The organism is Novosphingobium sp. BL-S-24 (genome assembly GCF_055521575.1).
The window spans coordinates 775,974-799,597 of sequence record NZ_CM145487.1; the positions used below are offsets into that span (position 1 = coordinate 775,974).

Genomic DNA, 23,624 nt, shown 5'->3' on the forward strand with positions numbered 1-23,624 from the left:
ATGACAAATTTGATTGCACACAGCAAGCTTCGCTGTGATCTATGGCCGTTGTTAGTAAGCGGTTACCAAGAGAATCGATGGCCGACCCCTGCGCAACGACGGGAGAAGAGATGAACTCGTTAAAGGAACGGCAGTCCGCTCGGCTGTCCCCCCTCCTCCACCCCTTGACGGTGCGCGGAGTGACCCTCGCCAATCGTTTCGTCATGTCGCCAATGACGCGGCAGATGTCGCCTGGTCGGATCCCCGGTGCAGATGTCGCCGCATATTACCGGCGACGCGCACAAGGGCGTGTCGGCCTGATCGTCACCGAAGGAGTCGCCATCGACGATCCTGCGGCCGTCGACATGCCCAATGTGCCGGCGATGCATGGCGAAGCCGCGCTTGCCGGCTGGCGGCACATCGTCGGCGAGGTCCATGCTGCAGGCGGAACGATCTTTCCGCAACTCTGGCATCAGGGCGCCCTGCGCGATGCAGCCGTCAGCCCCGACCCACATGTTCCCCCTCGGCGACCTTCGGGGGTAATCGGACCACTTGGAAAGGTGAGCCTGGAACCGGATGTGGTCGAGCGCCTGTCGGCCGAGACGCAGCCCATGACCGAGAGCGAAATCGGGGACGTGATCGCAGCTTATGGCCGCAGCGCGGCGCATGCCGCGAAAATCGGGTTCGACGGTATCGCGATCCATGGCGGGCATGGCTATCTTCTCGATAATTTCCTGTGGCATGGCACCAATCAACGCACGGATCGATGGGGTGGCGACCATCGCGGCCGCGCCACATTCGTGGTCGAACTAGTCCGTGAAATTCGCAGGCAAGTCGGAGAGCATGTCCCTATCCTGCTACGTTTTTCGCAATGGCGAATGCAGGACTATTCAGCACGCCTGGCCGAGACGCCGCACGAGTTGGAGCAGTTGCTTGTTCCCATCGCCGAGGCAGGGATCGACATCTTCGATGGCAGTCAGCGCTATTTCGACACCCCGCTGTTCGAAAGTTCTCCGCTGAACCTCGCGGGTTGGGCCAAGAAGCTGACAGGCAAACTTAGCATCGCGGTCGGAGGTGTCGGCCTTGCTCAAGCAAAGCGCGATCACTTGCCCGATGGGTCCGACGCGTCCGACAATCTGGATAAGGTGATCGCGCGTTTCGAGCGGGGCGAGTTCGATCTGGTGGCGGTGGGTCGGGCTTTGCTCAACGATCCCGACTGGTTGGGTCGGGCCACTCGTGGTGAGCCTTTCCTGCCTTTCGATGTCGCCAATCTGGATCGACTTACCTGATGGGGCGTCGGGCATCGCGACAGCCGCCCTGCCGCCGCCACCCTTGTTTGCAAAACCATAATTAGAGGAGATTGGATATGAACGGACCCATCTGTTCGGCGCTTCTGCGGGGACACCACGCATGAGCACCGCACCGCAAAGGCCACTGTCGGCGCTGGCGAGCGATCAGCAGCGCCTAATCGAGGAACGTGCGATGACCGCCTATGCCAGCGCCGACGTGCAGCAGGCGATCGAGCGCGTGGTGGCGCATTTCCGTGCCGACCGGAACGCCCGCTATGAAGATCAGGACGAACTGATCCAGCAAAGCGCGCGTGAACACCTGTTCCACGCCTGCCTGATGGCCTGCAGCGAAACGCCGCGTCTTCCGCGCTTCGTCTGGACCCTTTGCCATGATCATGATTGGATGGGTCTGCAGGTACCCGGCAGCCGGTTTGGCCAGGACAACACCGACAACGGCTACCGTTTCGCTTATATCAGCGAGAACCTGCGCTATCGTGTCCGTGGCCGCTTCATCGAAGCGCCGCCAGTCGACTTCTCGATATGCGTCATCCCACAGCAGATCGGCGAGAACATCTTCGCCAACACGCTGGGGTTCATCAGCACGGCAAGCATCGACGTGGCCGAGGACGGCAGCTTCGAAGTCCTTTGTGACGCCACTCCCAACGATGGACGGCGCAACCATCTTTGCATCGCCGGCGGCATGATCCTCAACGTGCGCGACACGATGGGCGATTGGGCGCGCGAGCGGCCGTGCGAATTGGACATCGAGTTGTTGGACGAAGCGCCGAGCGACGATTATGATCCCATCAAGGCACCGGCCCGCGCGACCCAGCTAGGCGAGACGATCGCACACTTCTTTCTGGAGCATCTCCAGCACGGCTATTTCGAAAGCGGCCCGATCAACACGATGAACCCGCCCTGGGCGGCAGGCAGCGCCGGCGGGCTTGTAAGCCAGGCGTCCTCGCTCGGCCACTATGGACTTGCCGAGGACGAAGCGATGATCATCACCGCGGATCCGATGGACGCGCCCTATGTCGGCATGCAGATCACCGATATCTGGATGCTGTCCTACGAATATCGCACGCGTACCAGCAGCCTGAACCATGCGCAGGCAAAGCTGTCCGGCGACGGACTTTACCGCTGGGTCATTTCCGCCACCGATCCGGGCGTCTACAACTGGCTGGACGGCGGCGGCCAAAGGCGCGGGACAATTTTGCTGCGCTGGCATCACATACCCGGCAACATCGTACCGGGCACCGACAAGCTGACAACGCAAATCGTCAAAATGTCGGAACTTCGCAGCAAGCTGCCCGCAGATACGGTCTGGTTGAGCCCCGCCGAGCGCGAGGAACAGCGGGCACAGCGCCTTTCCGACTATGAGAACCGCACAAGGTAAATTGGCGGGGTGGCATCGAAGGGATCGAGGGGCGGCCGGCACTCGCTGTATGCCTGTAAGCGGAAGTCGGCAAAGGTGGGTAGAGCGTGCCGAGAAGGAGGTCTAAACCCGCTAACTCAAACGAACTTTCCTAATAGCCACAGCATACTGAGGAAATATGCGCTAGGAATCATCGCCGAGAGCCACCGTGCATGATCGTCAGGGAAAATGGCACCTGGGACGAGGCACGCATATTTGTCCGCGGGTAGGACACCGAAACTAAGCTATCAGCGACCTCAGTAGGCGGAGAATGTCACCCAGATAAACTATCTCGCTAAAGGCACATCAGCGGCAGCTCCAGCCACTCGTCGTAGATACGATCTCGATGCTCAAGCAGGACGGGATCCAGTGCTGCGGCGATGGCTGCCCCCGTATTGTTGGCATGGCTTCTCAAAAATTCGGGGACGCATGCCTTATCTGCAGGCAGGAAGTTGACGAGATTCGAGGCACATGCCCAATATAAATCCACAGCACTCAGACAATCACCGACGAAGAAGCTCATCCCACGAGAATACTGCTCGTGCAAGCGGGTGGCGAGCAAGTCGAGCGTATCCACGATGAAGCGCTCTGGCTCCGCCGGGTCGACGTTGAAGAGGCCATAGGCGTCTCGCATAATGGATGCGACCGAGCCCCCGGCTGGAGGATTTAGTGTTGAGAGATGTAGCCGCCGCTGCCAAATAAAGCCACCTTGACCGCAAATCAGATCTGAAAGGCCGATCACCTCAGCTCGTAGAGAAAGATCATGGGGTATCAATGCTTGGGCGGGGGACAATCGTTCTGCCAATTGCAGGATCTCCAGCCAACTCGTGCGTACAGGCTCGTCATTATAGATGGCTTGCGGTTGATTACGGACACCTGTCCAAGCGACCAGCTCGCGATTTTCACCGAACACTGTCTGTTCGACACAGGCATACTCAATGCCTTTGACGAACAAGACAGATTTTGCGCATTCCGCCCAAAAACCCCAACTACGTGGCAAAACCATGCGAAGGCCGCCGAGCTCACGCGCTTCCGCGACTGACACAAACCGCATATCTCCGCTCCTTAAAACTCGATGACCAAATGCCAGATTATAAGATCGTCAGGCCAGACTCATGCTAGGAAGGCGTCCGCAAACATCCAGGCGATCAGCTTTGTGCAAACTGAACAAGGCGTAGGTATCTCCGCGGTCTTTCCGCCGCTTGGAATTTAATTGCTTCAACTGTCAGGTACTCGCCCATCGAACCTCTCAAGAGTTACCCGAAAAGGCATGCGCAATAATTTCTCCAATGCTCAATTATTCACACATAGTAAGATCCTCACAAATAACCGCTAAAGCGGAACAGTCATGGTATATCGCAGATGCGCATGAAGTCTGGCAACTTCTGTGCTGACAAGAGAGCGGGCACGATTGTTAAAGATCGTGTCCGATCTCTCCAACATGATTGCGATCAACATTTTCGTGTCGCAGGACGAACCGTGGCAATCGCAATTTCGACCATCCTACCGATTATCTTGGTGTTCGGTGCCTATCTCATGTCAGTCCCAGGTTAGGTGAAGCTCGCTTAGCGCTTCCACAAAGCCCGAAGCTGTGCGTGGCTTTGTGCCTTCCTTGATCCGAAACTCGGGAATTCGTGGAAGCCATTCATCGAGAAAAACGAGAAGTTCGCGACGCGCCAGCACCTGTCCCGGGCAGGTATGCGCGCCGGTACCAAACACAGCCAGTTGCATGGGCTGAGGGCGAGTGAAGTCTACTGTAAGGGGATCACCGAATTGCCGCTCATCAACGCCGTGCAGGATGTTTCCAACTTGGATGCGGTCACCACTCTTGAGCGTAACTCCCGCGAGCTCGGTGTCGCTGGTTACAAGCCTGCCCGAATTTGTGCCCCCGTGGCGTCGAAGCAACTCTTCGACTGCCGACTTACGCAAGCCGGGATCATCCAAGAGTTGTTTACGATGCGCGGGATGGTTCGCCAAAAACTTGGCCGCATAGCCCAGCATGGACGCAACGGTGTCAAGGCCGCCAAACAGCAGGACGACCATAGTCATCAGCGCTTCGTCGTATGAGACGCGTCGGCCGAATACTTGGCCGTTCACAATTTTGCTGAGGGTATCTTCTCGCGGGTGAGTGCGCCGCTCCTCGACAATCGGCGCGAGGTAGGCGGCCATCGCCTTGGTTGCGGCAACGCGCTCGTCTGCCGTCTCAGCGCGTGAGGCAGCATGAGACAGAGGCAGAAGCTTGTCTCGATCGGTGATCGGCAGGTCCACGATTTCAAGAAATATTATGATCGGCAAGACCGTAGCAAACTCGCCTATGAATTCGCATTCACCTTTTGGTACCAGATTGTCGGTGAGTTCGATCGCGATCTCGCGTGCTCTGACCTCAAGCCGTGCCACCGCGGCTGGCGTGAAGTACGGCATGATCAGCTTACGAAATTCAACATGCTCTGCCCCATCCATGTTGACGGGTGGGTAGGCTATTGGAAACGGATCAGGGGGAAGGCTAAACCCTGTATGGGAAAAGGTCTTGTTGTCGCGCTGTATCCGACGAATATCGGCCGCGCGCGTCGCGACCCAATGCCCGCCATTACGCGGTGTCCAGAAGACATCGGGCGCCAAAAGATGCAGCTTCTTCCAGGCCAGGTGAGGCTCTTCGTCCAGCGCTTCGGGGTGGTGGAAATCGAAATCGAAGACGTTTTCCCGCGGAACATGCGACGGGACTGCAAATGGATGTGCGGCCGCTGGCTCCCCGGCCGTTTGAGCATCAAGCATGGAGCGCTGCGACATTCGCCGGCTCCCACTGAAGGCTGAGACTTTGCATGCTGTTTACCAGGCTCGCAAGACCGATCGGCTTGCGCTTGGCATCGATACGAAATTCGGGGATCCGGTCCAGCCACACCGACAGGCCAACCCGCAATTCCAAGCGGGCGAGAAAGGATCCGATGCACCGATGGATGCCGCCGCCGAAAACCAGGCTATGTGCCGCATCCTTGCGCTCGAAGTCGACCACCAACGGATCGGGAAACGCTTGCTCATCGAGTCCTCCGAGCGTGATGACAAGCAGGACGGCATCGCCCGCGCGCATTTCCACGTCGTGGAAAATGGCATCTTGCGTAACCACCCGCGCCGGTGAGGATACGCCGAACCGACGTAGCATTTCCTCAATCGCGTTGCGGATGAGACGGGGATTATCAAGCAATTGAGTGCGATGATCAGGGTTCTCAGCCAAAAACCGCATCATGAAACCCATGCTGGACGAGACCGTATCCAAGCCGGCGCCGAGAAGCAGTAGCACATAGCCGACGATTTCTTCGTCGGTCGCGAAATTGCCTTTCCCGTCTCCTTTGCAAATCTGGCTGATCATGTCGTTGCCGGACGGATCGGCGATCCGCTCACGTCCAATCCGCTCGGCATAATCCTGTAGCGCACGTTGCGCGGCCTGGCGTTCGGCGACTTCCGTCCCGCGAATTTGCACTTCTACGAGCTCGAGCAACATCTCGCGGTCTTCGATTGGAAGTCCGGCAAGCCGCATGAACGTCACTATTGGAACCTGCAGGGCATAATCGGTGATGAAATCGCACTCACCCCTGTCATAAAATTTGTCGATCAAAGAATGGGCGAACGTCCGCACCTCCTCTTCGACATTTGCGAGCGCCTGCGGACTGAACGAGGGCACCCCAAGCGCCTTCAGCCTGGTGTGATCCGGTGGATCGAACTGGATAGGGGCGGAGACAAGATCATGGGCCGGAATGCTGCTTTGCGTCGAGGAGAACAGTCCATGGTTGTTCAGCGCATCCTTAAGAGGTGCGTTGCGAACAATCATCCAGTGTCCGCCAAGGTAAGGAGACCAGATTATTCCGGCCCCCTCATCATGTAGTCTTTTCCAAGATCCATGAGGATCGTCTTGGCTATCCAACTGTGCGATGTAATTGAAGTCACGCACCAGTTCTTGGGGAACGTGCGCTGGAACTGTCCAATCCTGCCTCATTCAAGCCTCCACAATTCGATCTTGTACAATGTCCGTCTTGGGCTCGGCCTGCGGTCCGCGCACCAAGCGGCCTGGAAACGACCCGGTCGAAACGTTTTCCTTGTAGGTGACCACGCCGGAGACCACGGTGGCGACATAGCCATCGGCTCGCTGCGTGAGGCGACGGCCTCCACCCGGGAGATCGTAGCGGACCTCGGGCCGTGACAATGCCAGCCTTTTCAGATCTATGACGTTCAGGTCTGCCTTGTAGCCGGATCTTACGAGGCCGCGGTCTGCAAAACCTACTGCCAGCGCGGGCTTGCGGGTGAGGGAATGGATCATCCAAGATAACGGCAGTCTGGATGCCTGACGGTCTCTCACCCAGTGAGTGAGGCAAAACGTCGGATAGGCCGCATCGCAGATCAGCCCATAATGCGCGCCGCCATCGCCAAGAGCGATAATGGTCGCGTCCGATTTCATCATCTCGAGCGCCGAATTGAGTGTCCCGTCATGGAAGTTGGTAACAGGACAATAGATTATGCTGTTGCCGCCATCCTCAAGGAGATAATCATAGATCACCTCCCGGGTCGTCTTTCCCGTGTTGCGAGCCATGGCGCCGATCTGCATGTCTTCCGAGGGTTCGTAGTTCGGCGGGTCGCGAAGAACGAACATTCTTTCATGTAAGCCAAGCAGGTAGGCCACCGTCGGATTGCAGCCTTCCGGAGCCTCGGCAAGGATAGCCGACCTGACAGCTGGATCTCGCATCCGCTCCACGCGTTCCGACAGAGGAAGATCGGCTATTTTGCGATAGCTGGGATTGAAGCAGAACGGGTTGAACGACAAATCGAGTCCATAGCACATACCTACGGCTTTAGGCGCGATCTGACAGCTTATCTGTAGGCCGCTTTGGCGAGCGTCTTCCGTCATCTTCAACAAGGTCCGCCAACCGTTCGGATTAACGGGTGACTGAACCAGCGTGTACGATAACGGAGCGTTTGCTTCCTTCGCAATCCGTTTGAGCATCTCGAACTCGGCGGAGCCGGACTCGTCTAGATCGTCGAAATCGATGATGATTTCGAAGACGCCGGAACCCGCTTCCTTGACGCCGCGAGCGATCGCCAGCAACTCCGCCTCACCTGATGTCTCGCAAGGCGCCAAGGCGCCATCAAGCCGTCGGTGTGAGATGGAGTGCGAAGTCGAAACGCCGACAGCCCCGGCTCGAATACCCTCGGCGACCAAAGCGGTCATCCGCTCCATATCGTGTGCGTTGGCAGGCTCGCGATCCGCGCCGCGACGGCCCATGACGGAAATGCGAACGGCCGTGTGCGGAACCTGCGCCGCGAAATCAATATCCGTATGGCGATTAGCGAGGGCATCTAGATATTCGGGGAAAGTCTCCCAGTTCCAGGGAATGCCCGCAGCCATGACCGGCTCAGGGATATCCTCAACCCCGGCGATGACGTTGATCAGCAAGTCGCGGTCCTCGGGCCGGCAAGGAGCAAGGCCGATAGCACAATTCCCCATGACAACGGTCGTTACGCCATGGCCGGATGATGGCGCTAAACGCTGCTCCCAAGTGACTTGGGCATCATAATGACTGTGTATATCCACAAAGCCAGGCGTGACGATCATGCCGTTAGCGTTGATTTCCTGTCGACCCGACCCGGCTATCTTGTGCCCGACCTCAATTATATTGCCGCCTTTTACCGCGACATCCGCAGTAAAAGGCTCGCCTCCCGAGCCATCGTGAATTTCACCGCCCCTGATGACTAGATCATACACCCGCAGCCTCCCATGGCATTATCTTTGAATGCCTATTTTCTTTGATTCTCACAAAGGTTACCGGTAATGACCTTCGCCGTGGATTCATAGTAGCATGTTTCAATCCGGTGACAAGTTCAGAAATCCGCTGGGAGATCGTCGTGGAAGATAAATGGCAGTGCTTCTATTGCGGGTATGAGTATGACCCTCAGACCGCCGATCCGGAGAACGGGATAGCCCCGCCCACCCCCTTTGAAGCATTGCCAGAATCATGGATCTGCCCAGAATGCGGTGCATTGCACAGCGACTTCAGCCGGATCGAACATTGATTCCGCGTTTAGCCGTTTGATCTGGCTCAGCGGGGCGAGCCTCAGCCTTCGGACGCTCTGTTTGAAGTGAGTCGATGCACCGACGCCCAGCCCACACCGCCGCTATCGTGGCTATACTCGCGGTGGTCGTGCCGCCCGCCAGGCTGGACAAGATTTGTTCGGGTCCATAAACAAGGAATGTGGCCTTTTCGGTCCAAGACTTTTCAGGCGGAAGGGAACTGAACGTTACAGGGAGTGCTAGTGTCAGTCGGGCAGCGGACAAAATCGCAGATGCAATCGTCCAGCAATTGTTCGCGGAAGGTTTGGCGCAGGGAAGCCTGATCGGCACGGAAGGCGCGTTGCAGCAACGGTTCAACGTCGGTCGCGGAACCCTGCGCGAAGCGCTTCGTGAGCTTGAACTCCATGGTATCGTGAAGATGACGCGCGGTGCCGGCCTGGTCGTCGCGGCACCCGGCCGTGAGACCGCATTGGGTGCGATGAGAACGTATCTCCTGCTGCGTGCGCCCACGGCGGAAATGCTCAACAAAGTTCGACAGTTGATCATGAGCAAATTGGCCGAGCTTGCGGCGATCCGGATCGGCGGGGAACCGATGGATGACCTGAAAAAACTTTTCTCTCACCGCCAACCTGCAGTCGTTGAAACCGAGATGGGGAAACTGGACGGAATGATCGCCTGCGCGGCTTGCAGCCCAGTGCTGTCCATTTTCAACGACGTTGTCACCCTGTTCGCGCCTCAATGGCTTCCCCAAAGATCCAAGCAAATTACGGCGTTGGCTCGTGAACTGATCGACAACATATTGAGGGGCGACGGGGCCACCGCCCGCGTTGCAGCCAAGCAGATATATTCCTCCGAGAACTTGGCCAAGACAATCCGGTCAGGGCCGCAAGAAGGCACCAAAAAAGCCGGCAAGATCGCATACCTACTTGCACGCGATGTAGTTCAGGAAGGACGTGAGCTGGGCGAATGGCTCGGAACGGAGGCCCAGTTCGCAACCCGCTATTCGAGCAGCAGGGCAACGTTGCGTGAAGCGCTTGCAATCCTTGTTTCCCATGGCGTGCTTTCACGGCGGCGAGGCGTGGGCGGCGGCATCATCATGGGAGCGCCGCATCCACGCTACACCGTAGCGATGAGCAAGACGTTTCTTCGATCGATGAAGCTCACGACCGATGATCTTATAGAAGCACAGCGCGCGCTTTTTCCCTTCGCCGCGGAAATGGCCGCTCTATACGCCTCGCAAGACATGCTGGAAGCGATGAATTCGTTTTTGAATGTCAATAAGGCTATCGACGCAGCTGATGATCGTGAGTTCGGAAATGTCCTTGCTGATTCGTCTCTGAATCATGTCTTGGCGTTGTTCCTACGGGTTATCTTTGCGACCTTTTATCACAAGAGCCCTGGGGATCTAAAACCGGAGTTTCTTTTGACATCGCGCGCGAATAATGTCCAACTACTACGTGCAATTTGGGATCGCGATTCGAACTCGGCTTACCGATTAACCTTGCGTCACATAGAATGGGAGGAGCGGGAAATGCGTGCCGGAAGTATCGCGTACTAAGTCTCAGATGGCGTCAGCGCCGCGCCATCCGTTCTAAGCTGCATCGTATCTTGAGAAAAGTTGCAGTACTTAATCCGCCTCGCGGTTAGCCTTCTTTTCAAACACTACCATCTGCTCGTTGACGATTTCATGCCTCACCTCCCAGCAGCCTCTTTGTGTAGAGGATGATAGGAAAATCAAAGTGCGTATGAGCTACCCTGCACCGCCTCCTCGGGGTGGGCGTATTCCAATTCAATCCGTTGTGTACGATCAGATACGGTCAGGCGGATTTCCTGGGATTGAAAGATCGCGGCAGGGACCGAGTGCGGTTTCTCAGGCCGCCGGGAAACTACCGCTACACGTTGATCGACGGCGTCGTCGTTCAGCATGATGGCGCGCTTTCCGGACGCTTCGTCGGGTCATAAGGGAGCCGGGATGATGATCGATGGCCGCGAAAGCCGCGAGGTCGTCACGTTCTGCCGTATTTGCGCAGGCCTTTGCGGACTGCGTATGAACGTGGACGCAGGCGGCAGCGTGCTCTCGGTGCATGGCGACCGAGAAAATCCGGTGTCACGCGGCTTTGCTTGTATCAAGGGGCTTACCCTGCACGAAGCCCACGCGAGCCCAGACCGACTGCTTTATCCGCTCAAACGCCAGCCTGGCGGTGGTTTCGTGCGTATCGGCTTGAGTCAGGCGCTGGACGAAATCGCCGAGCGGCTGTCTGACATCGTTGCACGCCTAGGGGCCGATGCCGTGGCAGGTTTTCGCGGCACGCTCGGCTATGGCAACATACTCGCGAACGCGCTCCTGCCAGAGCTGATCCGCGGCTTCGGCTCGCGTTCCTTCTTCTCGACGATGACAATCGATCAATCGGCAAAATGGGTCAATGTCGAGCGCCTGGGCGTCTGGGCGGGGGGCCGTGCGCCCATGCGTGAGGCCGACGTACTGCTGCTGGTTGGCACCAATCCACTGGTTTCGCTCTCCACCTTTAACTTCAACAACCAAAATCCGGTCAAATCGATCAAGGAGGCAAAGGCAGCGGGTATGCGCCTAATCGTGATCGACCCGCGCGAAACCGAAACCGCCCGCTTTGCCGACTTGCATTTACGCCCGCTGCCCGGGGAGGATGCCACTCTGCTGGCGGGCATCGTTAATGTTATACTTCGGCGAGGTTGGCAGGATGATGACTTCTGCGACCGCTTTGTCGGTGGGCTCGACGCGCTTCGCGCCGCCGTTTCGCCCTTCGATCCTGAATATGTCGCCACTCGTTGTGGCATCTCGGCGGAAAAGATCGTCCAGGCGGCGGCGCTGTTCGCCGAGCCATTCCCCGATCGGGCGAAAAAGGGGACGGCCGGGTCAGGAACCGGTCCCAATATGGGCTATCATTCCAACCTCGCCGAGCATCTGCTCGAAACGCTCAACGTCCTGTGTGGGCGCTATCCCCGAGCAGGCGAACCCGTAGCCAATCCTGGGGTCGTGGCAGCCGCCACGCCTCACCTGGAACAGGTGATCCCGCCCAATCGCGGCTGGGAGACGGGTTGGAAAGATCCGTTCGGGTTCGGTATGATCTTCGGCGAACGGATGTCAGGGGTCCTGCCCGATGCCATGCGGCTGGAGGGGGATGGGCGGATCGCCGCGATGATTGTGGACGGGGGCAATCCGGTGAATGCCATCCCCGGCGTCGACACGGCGGAGGCATTTGGCAAACTGGAACTGCTGGTGACGATCGACCCGTTCATGACGGAAACAGCGCGCCTTTCCCACTACATCCTGCCGCCACCCATGATGTTTGAACGCCATGACATTCCCAACCCGATATATGAGCCGCATATCTTCCAGGTGCCCTACTCCCAGTTTGCCCGGCCCGTGCTGGAGCGGCCCCAAGGCAGCGAACTGATCGACGATTGGCGCGTGTTCTGGGAATTGGGCCGACGGCTCTCGGTACCAATGGCTTTGGGCGGCCAGCCGCTGGACTTGGATGAGGCGCCCGACGAAGACAGCTTGATGGCGCAGGCAGTTGCGGGAAGCGCCGTCCCGTACGAGCAGATAAAGCTTGCGGAAGCGGGCGTGATCTTCGACGTGCCGCCGCAATCAGTGCTGCCAGGAGGATCCGATGCACGCTTTGCCGTTGCGCCATCGGACATCGTGGCTGAACTCGGCGACCTCTCCCTCGAGCGAAGGCATCCGGATGCCGAGCGCCCCTATCGGTTTTCGGTCCGGCGCATGCGCGAGGTGCAAAACACGATGTACCACCGGCTGCCGAGCATCCATCGGCGCGTCCCAAACAATCCTGCTTGGATGCATCCCGACGACATGGCGTGCGAGATTCTTGCCGAAGGCGAACTTATCGAGCTGCATTCGGCCCATGGCGCCGTCCAGATCACCGTGCGCGCCGACACCACAATGCGCAGGGGCGTCATCGCCGTGACGCACGGTTGGGGCGGTGACGCGGGAGTCAACGTCAACAGCCTGACAGATCGGATTGTTGATCGCGATCCGATCAACGCAATGCCGGTTCTGACAGGGTTCGCCGTCGGGGTGCGTAGGGCATCCAAAACTTAATCTGTCCCTCGCGACGCCAAATAAAGACCAATCTAAGATTTGACCAACAAGTCGGGAATAAGCGCTGCGCGAGCAACAATGGCGCGCGACACATTCGGCTTTATCTCGTATCCGCGTCGGTGGCCGGATCAGGGTCTTGATCTAGTCGAAAGGAACTAGCGGTGTTCGGGTGGCAGTCTGACGGTCGTACCCGCTCAAGACATGAAGAGCTACTTCTCATCGCAAGAATGCTCACCATTGACGATCAAGACCTTTATCTGTCTGTCTTGCTTGCTTCGATGAGAGCAGACCATGTGCTCTCGGCGCGTGCGCCAGGAGGCCCAATCATATTAGACCGGCGCCACGGCCTTAGGGATCGATTTTAAATCTACGGCTGCTCGATGTGTTTAAAATCGCGTAAAGCAGGGACGGCGCGGGGAAAGTGACGATCTATTCCATTGGCCTTCGAAGTCGCAACGGCGGTCGGCCCATTCGCCACAAACCAGCAGATCTGAAACGACCGGCTTCACTATTACGATATTGGGCAATACAATAAAAATATTTGCTTCATACTTCCAATCAACTACAAAAGTGAGGCGAGAACGGTCTAGCCGTCGGCATCAGGGGAGAGAGATATGAAGGTCAGCCGCAATCGTTTGCTGGGTGGTGCCAGCTTGCTCATCAACGTCATTGCTGTGCCCGCTCTAGCGCAAGCGCAAGAACCGGCTAGTGCTTCGAGCAGCAGACCTCAATCCACGAATACATCGGACGCCGGCATCGCCGACATTGTTGTTACCGCCACTCGCCGTGAGGAATCATTGCAGCGTGTGCCGATCGCTGTCAGCGCGCTGAGTGGCGCGTCGCTGGCACAGTCTAACATAACCAATCTGCAAAATGTGCAGCTACTTGCGCCAGGCATCCAGATTTCGCCGGCACTCAAGCCTGGCGATGCCGTTTTCCAAATCCGAGGTCAGATTCAGGCAGATTCGGCACCAACGATCGATCCATCAGTAGGCGTTTATTTCGACGACGTATACATCGCCAGATCTGCCGGTTCTCTGATCAACTTCGTCGATGTCGCCCGCGTCGAGATCTTGAAGGGCCCTCAAGGTACATTGTTTGGCAAGAACACGACGGGAGGTGCGGTTCGTGTCATTTCCAATCGTCCGACACAACAGTTTGAAGGGTATGGTCTTGCCACCTACGAGAGCTTCGATCGGCTGAAATCAGAGGGCGTCCTCAACCTGCCGCTCACGTCAACTCTCGCCGTCCGTTTTGCCGGTCAATACGATCGAAAGGCCGGCGGCTACGGCACAAACTACGTGACGGGTAACAAGACAGACAAGGGTACGACCTATTTCGGTCGTGGCTCGCTGTTGTGGCAACCAACCGACCGCTTTCAGGCGCTGTTCGCAGGTGACTACACAAAAATCCGTGGGAACGGCGTTCATCAGTTCTTGCGCTACTACGCCCCGGCAAATGGCCCATTTACCGCAGTCGAAGTTGCGCTCGAACGGGGCCTGGGCGCAGATTTTGCTGCGGGCAACGCCATTTTACAAGGGATTGCGTCACCACACGGAACCCGAACGACGGGCAACGATCTTCGTGATGTCACGGCTTCGTCGTACACCTTCAATCCGGTTTCTGGACAGTTCGACACCGTGGGTGGAGACTCGGACCCGAAGACGCGCAGCGTCACCTGGGGTGGGTTAGCCAATCTAAGCTACGATTTTGGATTCGCTACGTTGAAGTCGATTACCGCATATCGGCACGTTAAGACATTTTACTCCTACGATGTTGATGGTACTGAGTTCGCCATAATAGATGCCTTACAATCGAATCTGGCAAAGCAATTTTCCCAGGAGCTTTTGTTGAATGGAAAGGCGTTCGGAGAACAACTAGATTGGACAGTCGGCGGACTGTATTTTAGTGAGACGCCGTCCTCGCGTGACTACAGTCTTCCTTTGGCTGGGCTGTCGTACTTCGGTGGGTCTGCAGGCACCGACACACGTGCAGATGCGAAAAACAAATCTTATGGCGTGTTCGCGCAGGGTACTTACACACTGACGGATGGGCTCTCAGTCACTGGCGGAGTCCGATATTCGCACGACAAGCGATCATTCGTCGCCAGCGCCTTTGGCTATACCCCGACCGGACTTTCCGCTTGCACTTACACGGCTGCAAACGGGCTGGCCTTGCTGCCTAATTTCAGCGCGCCATGCAATTTGTCGTCCACCGCCAAATTCAACCAATTCAGCTATACCGGTTCAGTCAGCTATCAGGTCGATCCCTCGAAACTGGTCTACCTTCGGACGAGCCGCGGATATCGTGCGGGTGGCTTCAATCCGCGCATAAACGCACCTGAAGTGGTAGGTTCGTTTGATCCGGAGATCGTCACGGACTATGAGTTCGGACTTAAGGCTGATTGGCTCAACCGAACGCTGCGGACCAATCTTGCGATATTTACGTCCAAGGGAAAAGACGTTCAGACGACAATAAACGGAATATCGCCTAGTAACGGCGCGGCGATTACAGTGACTCAGAATATCGGGACGCGCAATGTAAAGGGGGTCGAGGCCGAGATCGTGATCAAACCTGCGGCATTCCTTACCTTTAATGCGGGCTTGGCTTATCTGCACGCACGTGCGCGCAATCCGGCTGCGCGCGACGTGACCTTTGTCGAACTCACTCCGACGTGGTCGTGGAACATCGGGGGTACCCTGGACATGCCATTTTCCGACGATATCCGAGGCAGTCTGCGTGCAGACTTGAGCTTTCGTGACAAGATGCACGATGGTCCGCCGCTCCGTGATGGGGCCGGAACGATCGTTTACACCGGGTTCTACCGCGACGTTGCGCTGCTCAGTGCCCGCTACACGCTGACGCACTCTCCGACTGGAGTCAGCGTATCGGTCTTCGGAAGGAATTTGACCAATGAACTGTACGAGGCGCGCGCGTACAATACATCGGGACTCGGTATTGGCATCGGAACATTAGCCGAGCCTCGAGTCGTTGGCGTGGAGCTTAAAGTCCCGTTTGGAGGTGACAGATAGCGAACGAACCTCGGTTTGCTTGAGATACACCTCGCGTGCGAAACACTGGTCATAGCGCCTTTCCAACCACCAATTTGGACAAGGTAAAACTTGCGGGGTGGCATTACGCCACCCCGCATCCGCCTTATGGCTGGCGCGTGATCAAGTCGATCGCCGCCGGATCCTGCCGGTCCCAATATGGCTTCCACGTCGCATAGGAATGGGAGCCGGGAAAGTGACTCGCCTTCTGCTCTCGGCCCGGCCACAAGGCAAAAGGCGCAGCCGGGCGCTCGTCGATGTTGGTGGCGTAGAAGAAGCTGGGGAGGTGCTTGCGAAAACACCACCGTCCGCCGACCCGCTCATATTCGTCGAAGTAGGTCATGATCATGACGACCCAGTTGTCACCATCCTCATGTTCGGCTCGACAATAAGTAGTGCCGGTCGCGTGATCCGCGTCGACAAAGTCAAAAACATGACCGCAAATCTGGTGCTGGCTGCGGTAGAATCCCGATAGAACGGACTCGTAGAAGGCCCTCACGCCGTCGGGCCCCTTGCCCCACTTGCCAGAGTCCACATCCGGCACGAACAACTCGACCAGCGTGTCCACATCGCGCGAATCCACCGCCAAGGCATAGCGCGAAGGCAACATCTGAATTGCCTGAGATGACTCTATTCGATCGAGTCTGCGCGCAAGTTCCTCGTCCATGATGTTCTCCTTCCTCTTACTCGCGAAACATCGCGCCCAGCGTTCCGGCGAGCGGCGTTGGGACGAATCCGTCACCGAACGGCCAGTCCAGGAAACCCGAAGCAGCCTTGGTGCCTCCGTCGACATGGAGCGTTATCCCGCTCACGAATCGGGACAAGTCTGAGGCCAGGAAGACCACGGCGTCAGCAAGATCATCGGGCATCGGCACCTGCTTTAGCGGTACGTACATCTCCATTCCCTTGGTCGGAACGGATGGCGGCAGCGCGGCGAACGACTCGCCAATCCCGGGCACCGCGTTGACGTTGCCGACCGATGGCGTGGTATCGGGCGCGATGCAGTTTACCCTGATGCTTTCCGCGCCCAATTCCACGGCCAAAGCCGCCGTAAAATTGGTGGTCGCCGCCTTGGCGCCCGCATAGACGGCGAATGTCGCCGCGCCGCGATGCGCCTCGATCGTCGTGAAGTTTAAAATGCTGCCTCCCCGCCCCGTCTTGCGCATCAGCGGGATGGCAAGGCGGCATGAATCAAGGACGTAGCCGTAGTTGCGCCGGATATCGCGCTCATCCGCTTCTGCGCTTCCTTCCGCAAACGGACGGCGCAGCGTGCCTCCCGCAAGATTGACCAGAATGTCGATGGAGCCGAACGCGTTATCTACCCGATCGTAGAAGGCGCACAGCGCTTCGCGGTCGATGGCATCGGCGTGCTCGGCAATCGAGGTGACGCCCAGTTCTTCCGCTTGCAGCCGCGTCGGCTCCAGCGCATCCTCCATTATGTCACAGAAGGCGACGTCGACACCTTCCGCCGCCAGTGCCAGCGTCACCGCCGAGCCTATGCCCGACGCGCCGCCGATGATGACAGCGCGCTTGCCCTTCAGGCCCGCTCTTTCGACCAATCTGCTCATCTGCCCACCCTTTCCCATTGCCGGCTCTTCTCGGATCTTACCGCGGCCTCCACCGCGGCATGGGCATGCGCGGCATCGGCAAACGAGGGAGAAGCACTGCCAACTCCCGTGCGTATAACCCGCGCCATATCGGCAAACAAAGCCGTGATGGGCATCATCATCGGTGGCAGGTTAGTCCGCGACAAGGGAGTGCCCTCCACTTCGAACAAGCGATCGGGAATATCGACGGCTGCACGGCTTGGCGCGTGCGTAGGCTGTCCGTAGTGCAGCGTCGCACCAGCGTCGCAAAACCCCGCCTCTGTCGACACCAGCCGCCCACGCGATCCACAAACGTCCAGATAGAAGCCCGGCGCATCGGCCATAGCCCAGCTGACGTTGATGTTGGCCTTGCCGCCATTGCGGAAGCGCAGCAGCGCCGAAGCGAAGTCCGGCGTCTGTGGCCGCACGCGCGTGCCATCCGTGAAATGCATTTCCTTCAGGAACGTCTCGGATGTCATCACGATCTCTTCGACTTCGCCGAACAGATACATGAGGCACAAGAGGGTATGGCTGCCGAAGTTGCGCCACGCTGATGCTCCGCTCGACGCATCAGCGAGCCAGGGATAAGGCGTGCCGGTGCCTCCGATCGCGCAAAGCGTATAAACGAAATCGTCATGCGCATAGAGCGGCAGGTGCAAATGGATCGTAGCCGAGAAGAAATCGCCGATCGCGCCCTCGTCGATCATCTCCTTCATGCGCCGAATGGCCGGAGTCCATCGCCACTGTGCATCGACCGCACCAACCAGGCCCTTGGCTTGCGCCAGGTCGCGCATTGCGTCCGCTCTCTCCCGAGACATGGCGAACGGCAGGCAATTATAGACATGCTTGCCCGCTTCGAGCGCCGCCATGACCATATCCTGACGCAGCGCCGGTTTGGTGCCGACATCAATGATATCGAGGTCGGGATCCTGGACCATCTCTGCGACATTCCAGTAGGCTTTCTCGATGCCGCTAGCCTGCGCGGCCGCCCTGGCAGTCTCCTTTCGCGAGGTACAGATTGCCGTCACTTCGACGTCGGGCAGCATTCTCCAGGCCGGCGCATGAACGTTCAACGTCCAATTCGCGCCGACGACACCTACCCTCAATTTCTTGGCCATTTTGTTCCTCTCCACTCGCCTTTCGGATCGGAGTAACTGCTTACTAACTCGATCGCAAAGAGTTTTACAGACATGTTGAGCCATGGCCTCCTTACGAATTCGTAGCCTGATGGTGACATGGTGCCCATTGCCTGCCATGGACTTGATCGGCATTTTTCCGGGATCGATGAACGTTCATGTCCCTTGCGCCTTTCCAGGCGAATCATAGGCAGGATTGAGATTTGGCGATAAGTGAATTGCAGGACGCAGCCGATAGGAAGCCACGACGCAGAGCGGATATCGCGCGCAACAACATCATTGCCGCCGCACAGGAAATCTTCGCGGAAAGAGGCTACGCCCGCGCAACGACCCGCGACATCGCCAGTAGGGCGCAATCAAGTGAAGTGCTGCTGTTTCGCTACTTTCAGAGCAAGGCCAATCTGTTTCGCGAGGCGGTCGTCAATCCGTTCGATTGCCTGCTCAAGACGTTTCTAGAAGCACAGACTGGCGGGCCGGGCTCCGATCCGTTTTCCGGTTCGGAAGACTTCGTGAAAGACTTGTTCCATGTCGTAAGCCAGAACCGCAACATCTTCTTCACCCTCATCAGCACGCGGCTATATGAGGCTGGTGCCGCAGAGGAGCAGGTGAACGCGGGCGGGTTCAAGGAATACTTCAGCGTCGCGGTGGAGCGCATCGAAGCCGAGCTGAACGCGCTGGGCGTAAGTCCCGTGGTGTCCCCCGATATCAGCAGCCGAATTTCATTCGTGTCGGTCGTTGCGACCGCACTATTCCATGGCTGGATATTTTCAGGCACCGAGATCAAGCAGGACCAGGTGGTGGTCGCACTAAACAAATTCATCATATCGGGTATGGCCGGGCATCATCCCGCGGACTGACGCATCTCGGACGGGATCAGCAGGTAACCCGGCAATACCGCGTAATTCGCAACATCATAGCGGATTGAACCGCCAACTGGTGTTGGCGGTCCGTCGCATTATGCGAGTGCCTTCGCGGCTTCACGTAGTTCCGTCTTGAGGATCTTTCCTTGCGGGGAAACGGGGAGCTGGTCCACGGTGACGACCCGTTCGGGGATCTTCTGCTTGGAGAGCCCGAAGGCGATCAGATGGCGCGACACCTCGGCCAAGTCGAAAGCGTAGCCTGATCTAGGGACAATGAAGGCACAGACGGCTTCGCCGGTCTTCTCGCTTGGCATGCCGACCACCGCGACATTGTCGATGCCCGCATGAGTGAAGAGCGCGTCCTCGATTTCCTTTGGGCTCAGGTTCTCCCCATTGCGGATAATGAGGTCCTTCTTGCGTCCGGTGATAAGCAGATATTTGCCATCAACGACCCGGCCAAGATCCCCGGTTCGGAAAAACCCGTCTTCGTCGAACGCGCTCTCATTGTCCTCGATCCGCAGATAGCCCAGCATCATGTTGGCGCCGCGTACCAGAATCTCACCTTCGCGATCGCGCGGAATGATCTCCCCGGTCACGACGTCGACGATTCGGATTTCGGAATGCTTTATGAGGCCGTCGGTATTGGCTCCATACTCGACGTCATCGCGACTCTTGATGCCGGCTGTTATGGTTGGAACCTCGGTGCAGCCATAAACCCGGTAGGCCAAGACGTTAGGGAACCAGTCGTGCACCTGATAAATGAGTTCGGGCGGGACTGTGGCGCCACCGCATCCCGCCTTGCTGAGGCTCGGCAGATGGGTACCGGCAGCCTTCGCGGCTTCCAGCAAGCCTTTGAGGAAGGGCGTTGCCCCTCCGCAACTATCGGCCTGATATTGCTGGACCAACTTAACGGCTTCCTCTGGATTCCAGGTGTCCATCAGCACGACCTTGGCGCCGCCGATCACCGGAGTCAGATTGGCGACGATAATGCCGGCGATGTGCGAGATCGGCGTTGCGACAAGATTAACCTCATGTTCGCCGGTGCGCAGCTCGATGGCATGAGCCTGCCCCTGAACCAGAAAGCTGTTATGGCTGTGCACCACGCACTTGGGCCGGCCCGTGGTGCCCGAAGTGTGCATCACCACATAGACAGAGTCGGGGTCGACATCGGGCAACACGTCGTCCGCCACGCCCGTGGCGAGCAGGTCGGCATAGCTCGTGCACCCTGGAGCACTCCCGCGCAGAACGATCGTCTCCACCGGTTGAGCAAGCGTCCCGTTGATGCGACAGTACATGTCGGCGTACTCGAAATTGCGGAAGCGCTCGGGCACGAAGACCAAGCGGGTTCCGACATCCTCAATCATGAAACGGATCTCACGATCACGGTAGATCGGAACCAGAGGATTGATGACGAGCCCCGCTATCGCCGCCGCGATGTTGATGACCGAACCTTCATACCAATTGGGGATCTGGTAGGAGATGACGTCGCCGGCCTTGAGCCCCCGGAGCAGCAGCGCGCTCGCTAGGCGTACCGCCTCCGCATACAACGCCGACGCTGTATATTCCTTGCCTTGCTCGACGAGCAGGACCTGGTCGGGATGCGCCTGCGCCAGGTCGCGGGTCAGAACCGCCAGCGTCGTATCCAGCCACTGGCCGGACTTCCGCCAACGTTGCGCGAGCGCCGCGTCCCAGCGGATCTTCCATCCACCAGGCATATCGCGCACGCCGACTTGCCGGCTATTGGCTACCATTTCATCTGCGTCAGCCATCATCTCTCCGGTAGTTAGGGCGGCACCCATCGATCAGTAGGGAAAAACCTGCAAGGGCCGGTCGACTGTCAGTGGCCGTTCGTAGGACGTGTCCTCGCGACCGCGAGCTGCCACACCGCTGGACTGCAATGCCGCCCTGTAGGCCGGATCGTAGTCGAGGTCGTTCAATGTCCCGGTCCACTCGACCAGGCACTTGCGCGCGGCGATTGCCCAGCGGCCGTCGCGCTTCTCAAAACGGTCGAGATAGCGTCCTCCGGACAGGATCACCTTGGGGCCTTCTCGATTGGTGCCTGAGAACAGGTAGTAGGTCTCCGTATGCGCCACATCGCCATCCAACTCGCAAGTGTGGTTGAGAATGTAGTGATGATGCCCTTCCTGGTACTTGTTGTGGAAGTCGATTGCCCAGTCGGCGAATTGCGCAGCAGGCCCGCAAAAGACGGCATGATCGTCCCAGGCATCCTCGTGATACACCGAAAGAAGTAGGTCGCGGTCGCGCCGATCGACACCGCGGGAATAGCGGGTGAGGCAATCCATGATGGCTTGCCGGTCGATGAGAGCCTGGACTTCCGGAGGCAGTGCGTCCGCATTCATTATCTCATCTCCAATCCGTGCATCACCCGGCCTCTACGAACCGTTGGCAAATCTTTCATCGACCTTTACGCCGAGCCGTTCAGTTCGCCCGTGCTGCATGGCGTGCAGCGACGTAGCCGAACACGAAACTCGCCGCGATGCTCGCGCCCGCGGCAGGGTAGCACCGGCCCATGACGGATGCCGTGCTGTTGCCAGTCGCATACAACCCCTGAATAACCGAACCGTCCTCTCGCAACACGCGCGCATTCTCGTCGGTCAGGATGCCGCCGAAAGTACCGACGTCGCCTGGCACGAGTTCGACAGCGTAAAACGGACCCTTTTCAATCGTGCCCAGTGTCGAGCTTGGTTTGTGCGTGAAGTCAGCCCAGACCGTGTCGTACACCCGATCGCCGCGCTGGAAGTCGTCGTCCTTGCCCACACGCGCGAAGCCGTTGAAGCGCTCTACCGTAGCAGCAAGTCCTGCGGCGTCGATGCCGCACTGCTTCGCCAGGTCAGCCAGCGTGTCGGCTTTCTTCATATACCCGCTTTCGATCCACTCGCGCGGCGTCCTGCCCGGAGCGCTGGTGCCCCAAGGATAGGAGTTACGATGCTGGCTGTCGAGAATCATGTAAGCCGGGACGGCGTCAGCGCCGTACATTTTCTGGCCCATTTCCATGTAGGAACAGGCTTCATCGGCGAAGCGCTTTCCGTGGCGATCCACCACGATCAGGTGCGGCTTGGCGAGTTCCGGCACGTTCATAGCCGGGTTGTCCTGGCCGGGCGGCATGGAGCTGGGTATCCAGATCGTCTGATCCAGAAGATCGGTAGCCGCCCCGTGCGCCATGGCGATCTGGATGAGATCTCCGGTATCGCCCGGATTGGCATTGGTCCATTTGGCGTTGGAAGGCTTAGGCTGATAACGTTCACGCATTTCCACGTTATGAGAAAAGCCGCCAGCAGCGATCAGAACGCCATCCTTGGCCTCAATGCGTCGATCTTCGCCGTCTACCTTGGTGACCACACCGACCACCTTATCGCCTTCAAAGACAAGATCGGTGACTGGGGCTTCAGTGCGAAACTGAACCCCCTTTTCGAGCGCTGCCTTAAGGACACGCCCGCCGAGCGACCCGCCCGAAGTCATGAGCTGTTTGCCGGTCACGCGCATCACGCCCATGCGCCAGACCAGCTTGGCGACCATTGCCATGCCCCGGATCGACTTCTTCGCGAGCGTCAGCAGCACACCCTCCATCGCCGTGACCGGCAGGGTGATCGGACCTCGCCGAAGCTTCTCACTCCACTCGCCCAGTTCGCGGAGGTCGAACATAGGTGCCACCAGCGAGCGGCTGCGAGCGCAACCGCCAGGACGATCGTCATAATAGTCCGCCCAGCCCTCCGATCTCTCCAGCTTGATGCCCTGTTGCATCATCATCGTCACCATAGCCGGGCCCGCGCGGAGAAACATTTCCTTGCGAGCGGGCGATGTGGCTGGGCCAGCGTCACCGACAGTGGCATTCATGTAAGTCATCCCGGCTTCATAGGAATCTGCGACTCCAGCCGAAGCCTGAAGCGGATGGTTCGGGATCCAAAGCACGCCGCCCGACATGGAGGTCGATCCTCCGATCTTGTCGGTCTTTTCCAACAGCAGCACGGATTGTCCGAGTTCGCGCGCGGCGAGCCCGGCGGCCATGGCTCCGCCACCGCTACCGACAACGACCAGATCCCAACTCTCGTTCCAGGACATCCATTCACCCGTCAGCTTGGCAGCGCTCACAGTTGCCGCTTTATTTAGTGGCTACTAACAAAATTTTGCGCGGTCA

The 23,624-nt window shown here is 58.2% G+C and carries 18 protein-coding genes; 7 read left to right on the plus strand and 11 right to left on the minus strand.

All coding sequences use genetic code 11. The annotated features are described in order from the left end of the window. Positions 1 to 77 precede the first annotated feature (77 nt). On the plus strand, positions 78 to 1,268 hold the full coding sequence (locus ACZ1JM_RS03515) for an NADH:flavin oxidoreductase (RefSeq protein ID WP_465131752.1): 1,191 nt from the start codon (positions 78 to 80) through the stop codon (positions 1,266 to 1,268). A gap of 121 nt (positions 1,269 to 1,389) precedes the next feature. Then, positions 1,390 to 2,664, plus strand: coding sequence for a hypothetical protein (locus ACZ1JM_RS03520; RefSeq protein ID WP_465131753.1), 1,275 nt, complete (start codon positions 1,390 to 1,392; stop codon positions 2,662 to 2,664). Between the two features lie 313 nt (positions 2,665 to 2,977). Here the strand turns inward: ACZ1JM_RS03520 and ACZ1JM_RS03525 are convergent, their stop codons facing one another. The 4 genes from ACZ1JM_RS03525 to ACZ1JM_RS03540 all read right to left on the minus strand — a co-directional run bounded on the left by ACZ1JM_RS03525 (position 2,978) and on the right by ACZ1JM_RS03540 (position 8,431). Continuing rightward, complete coding sequence (locus ACZ1JM_RS03525; protein WP_465131754.1) at positions 2,978 to 3,736, minus strand: hypothetical protein; 759 nt, start codon at positions 3,734 to 3,736, stop codon at positions 2,978 to 2,980. Between the two features lie 485 nt (positions 3,737 to 4,221). After that, complete coding sequence (locus ACZ1JM_RS03530; RefSeq protein WP_465131755.1) at positions 4,222 to 5,469, minus strand: cytochrome P450; 1,248 nt, start codon at positions 5,467 to 5,469, stop codon at positions 4,222 to 4,224. Next, positions 5,447 to 6,670, minus strand: coding sequence for a cytochrome P450 (locus tag ACZ1JM_RS03535; RefSeq protein ID WP_465131756.1), 1,224 nt, complete (start codon positions 6,668 to 6,670; stop codon positions 5,447 to 5,449). The genes ACZ1JM_RS03530 and ACZ1JM_RS03535 overlap by 23 nt, the downstream gene beginning before the upstream one ends. Beyond that, a complete protein-coding gene (locus ACZ1JM_RS03540; RefSeq protein ID WP_465131757.1) occupies positions 6,671 to 8,431 on the minus strand; it encodes an N-acyl-D-amino-acid deacylase family protein in 1,761 nt (586 codons plus the stop codon). Between the two features lie 140 nt (positions 8,432 to 8,571). On the opposite strand from ACZ1JM_RS03540, the gene ACZ1JM_RS03545 reads away from it, so the two are divergent. Together ACZ1JM_RS03545 and ACZ1JM_RS03550 are read left to right on the plus strand one after the other, a co-directional pair. Continuing rightward, positions 8,572 to 8,739, plus strand: coding sequence for a rubredoxin (locus ACZ1JM_RS03545; RefSeq protein ID WP_465132571.1), 168 nt, complete (start codon positions 8,572 to 8,574; stop codon positions 8,737 to 8,739). Positions 8,740 to 8,918: 179 nt separating this feature from the next. Next, a complete protein-coding gene (locus tag ACZ1JM_RS03550; protein WP_465131758.1) occupies positions 8,919 to 10,295 on the plus strand; it encodes a FadR/GntR family transcriptional regulator in 1,377 nt (458 codons plus the stop codon). Positions 10,296 to 10,471: 176 nt separating this feature from the next. Here the strand turns inward: ACZ1JM_RS03550 and ACZ1JM_RS03555 are convergent, their stop codons facing one another. Then, positions 10,472 to 10,663, minus strand: coding sequence for a hypothetical protein (locus ACZ1JM_RS03555; protein WP_465131759.1), 192 nt, complete (start codon positions 10,661 to 10,663; stop codon positions 10,472 to 10,474). 46 nt (positions 10,664 to 10,709) lie between these two features. On the opposite strand from ACZ1JM_RS03555, the gene ACZ1JM_RS03560 reads away from it, so the two are divergent. Beyond that, positions 10,710 to 12,836 carry a molybdopterin-containing oxidoreductase family protein gene (locus tag ACZ1JM_RS03560; RefSeq protein ID WP_465131760.1) on the plus strand — a complete coding sequence of 709 codons (2,127 nt, stop codon included), beginning with the start codon at positions 10,710 to 10,712 and terminating at the stop codon, positions 12,834 to 12,836. A gap of 614 nt (positions 12,837 to 13,450) precedes the next feature. Further along, complete coding sequence (locus ACZ1JM_RS03565) at positions 13,451 to 15,868, plus strand: TonB-dependent receptor (RefSeq protein WP_465131761.1); 2,418 nt, start codon at positions 13,451 to 13,453, stop codon at positions 15,866 to 15,868. Between the two features lie 124 nt (positions 15,869 to 15,992). On the opposite strand, the gene ACZ1JM_RS03570 is transcribed toward ACZ1JM_RS03565, so the two are convergent. Genes ACZ1JM_RS03570 through ACZ1JM_RS03580 form a run of 3 tightly spaced genes read right to left on the minus strand, consistent with a single transcriptional unit; the run spans position 15,993 to position 18,590 of the window. After that, positions 15,993 to 16,553: a nuclear transport factor 2 family protein gene (locus tag ACZ1JM_RS03570; RefSeq protein WP_465131762.1), complete on the minus strand. Its 561-nt coding sequence runs from the start codon at positions 16,551 to 16,553 to the stop codon at positions 15,993 to 15,995. A gap of 16 nt (positions 16,554 to 16,569) precedes the next feature. Next, the gene (locus ACZ1JM_RS03575) at positions 16,570 to 17,454 is read right to left on the minus strand and encodes an SDR family NAD(P)-dependent oxidoreductase (RefSeq protein WP_465131763.1); all 885 of its coding nucleotides are present in this window, start codon (positions 17,452 to 17,454) and stop codon (positions 16,570 to 16,572) included. Beyond that, positions 17,451 to 18,590, minus strand: a complete 1,140-nt coding sequence (locus ACZ1JM_RS03580) for a Gfo/Idh/MocA family protein (protein ID WP_465131764.1) — start codon at positions 18,588 to 18,590, stop codon at positions 17,451 to 17,453. Before ACZ1JM_RS03580 ends, ACZ1JM_RS03575 begins: the two co-directional genes overlap by 4 nt. A 221-nt stretch (positions 18,591 to 18,811) precedes the next feature. Between ACZ1JM_RS03580 and ACZ1JM_RS03585 the strand changes: the two genes are divergently transcribed. After that, on the plus strand, positions 18,812 to 19,465 hold the full coding sequence (locus tag ACZ1JM_RS03585; RefSeq protein ID WP_465131765.1) for a TetR/AcrR family transcriptional regulator: 654 nt from the start codon (positions 18,812 to 18,814) through the stop codon (positions 19,463 to 19,465). A 98-nt stretch (positions 19,466 to 19,563) separates the two neighbouring features. On the opposite strand, the gene ACZ1JM_RS03590 is transcribed toward ACZ1JM_RS03585, so the two are convergent. The 3 genes from ACZ1JM_RS03590 to ACZ1JM_RS03600 form a co-directional block, all read right to left on the minus strand. Further along, positions 19,564 to 21,240, minus strand: coding sequence for an AMP-binding protein (locus tag ACZ1JM_RS03590; protein ID WP_465131766.1), 1,677 nt, complete (start codon positions 21,238 to 21,240; stop codon positions 19,564 to 19,566). A 30-nt stretch (positions 21,241 to 21,270) separates the two neighbouring features. Next, complete coding sequence (locus ACZ1JM_RS03595) at positions 21,271 to 21,828, minus strand: nuclear transport factor 2 family protein (protein ID WP_465131767.1); 558 nt, start codon at positions 21,826 to 21,828, stop codon at positions 21,271 to 21,273. Between the two features lie 79 nt (positions 21,829 to 21,907). Continuing rightward, a complete protein-coding gene (locus ACZ1JM_RS03600; protein WP_465131768.1) occupies positions 21,908 to 23,578 on the minus strand; it encodes an FAD-dependent oxidoreductase in 1,671 nt (556 codons plus the stop codon). Between the last annotated feature and the right edge of the window lie 46 nt (positions 23,579 to 23,624).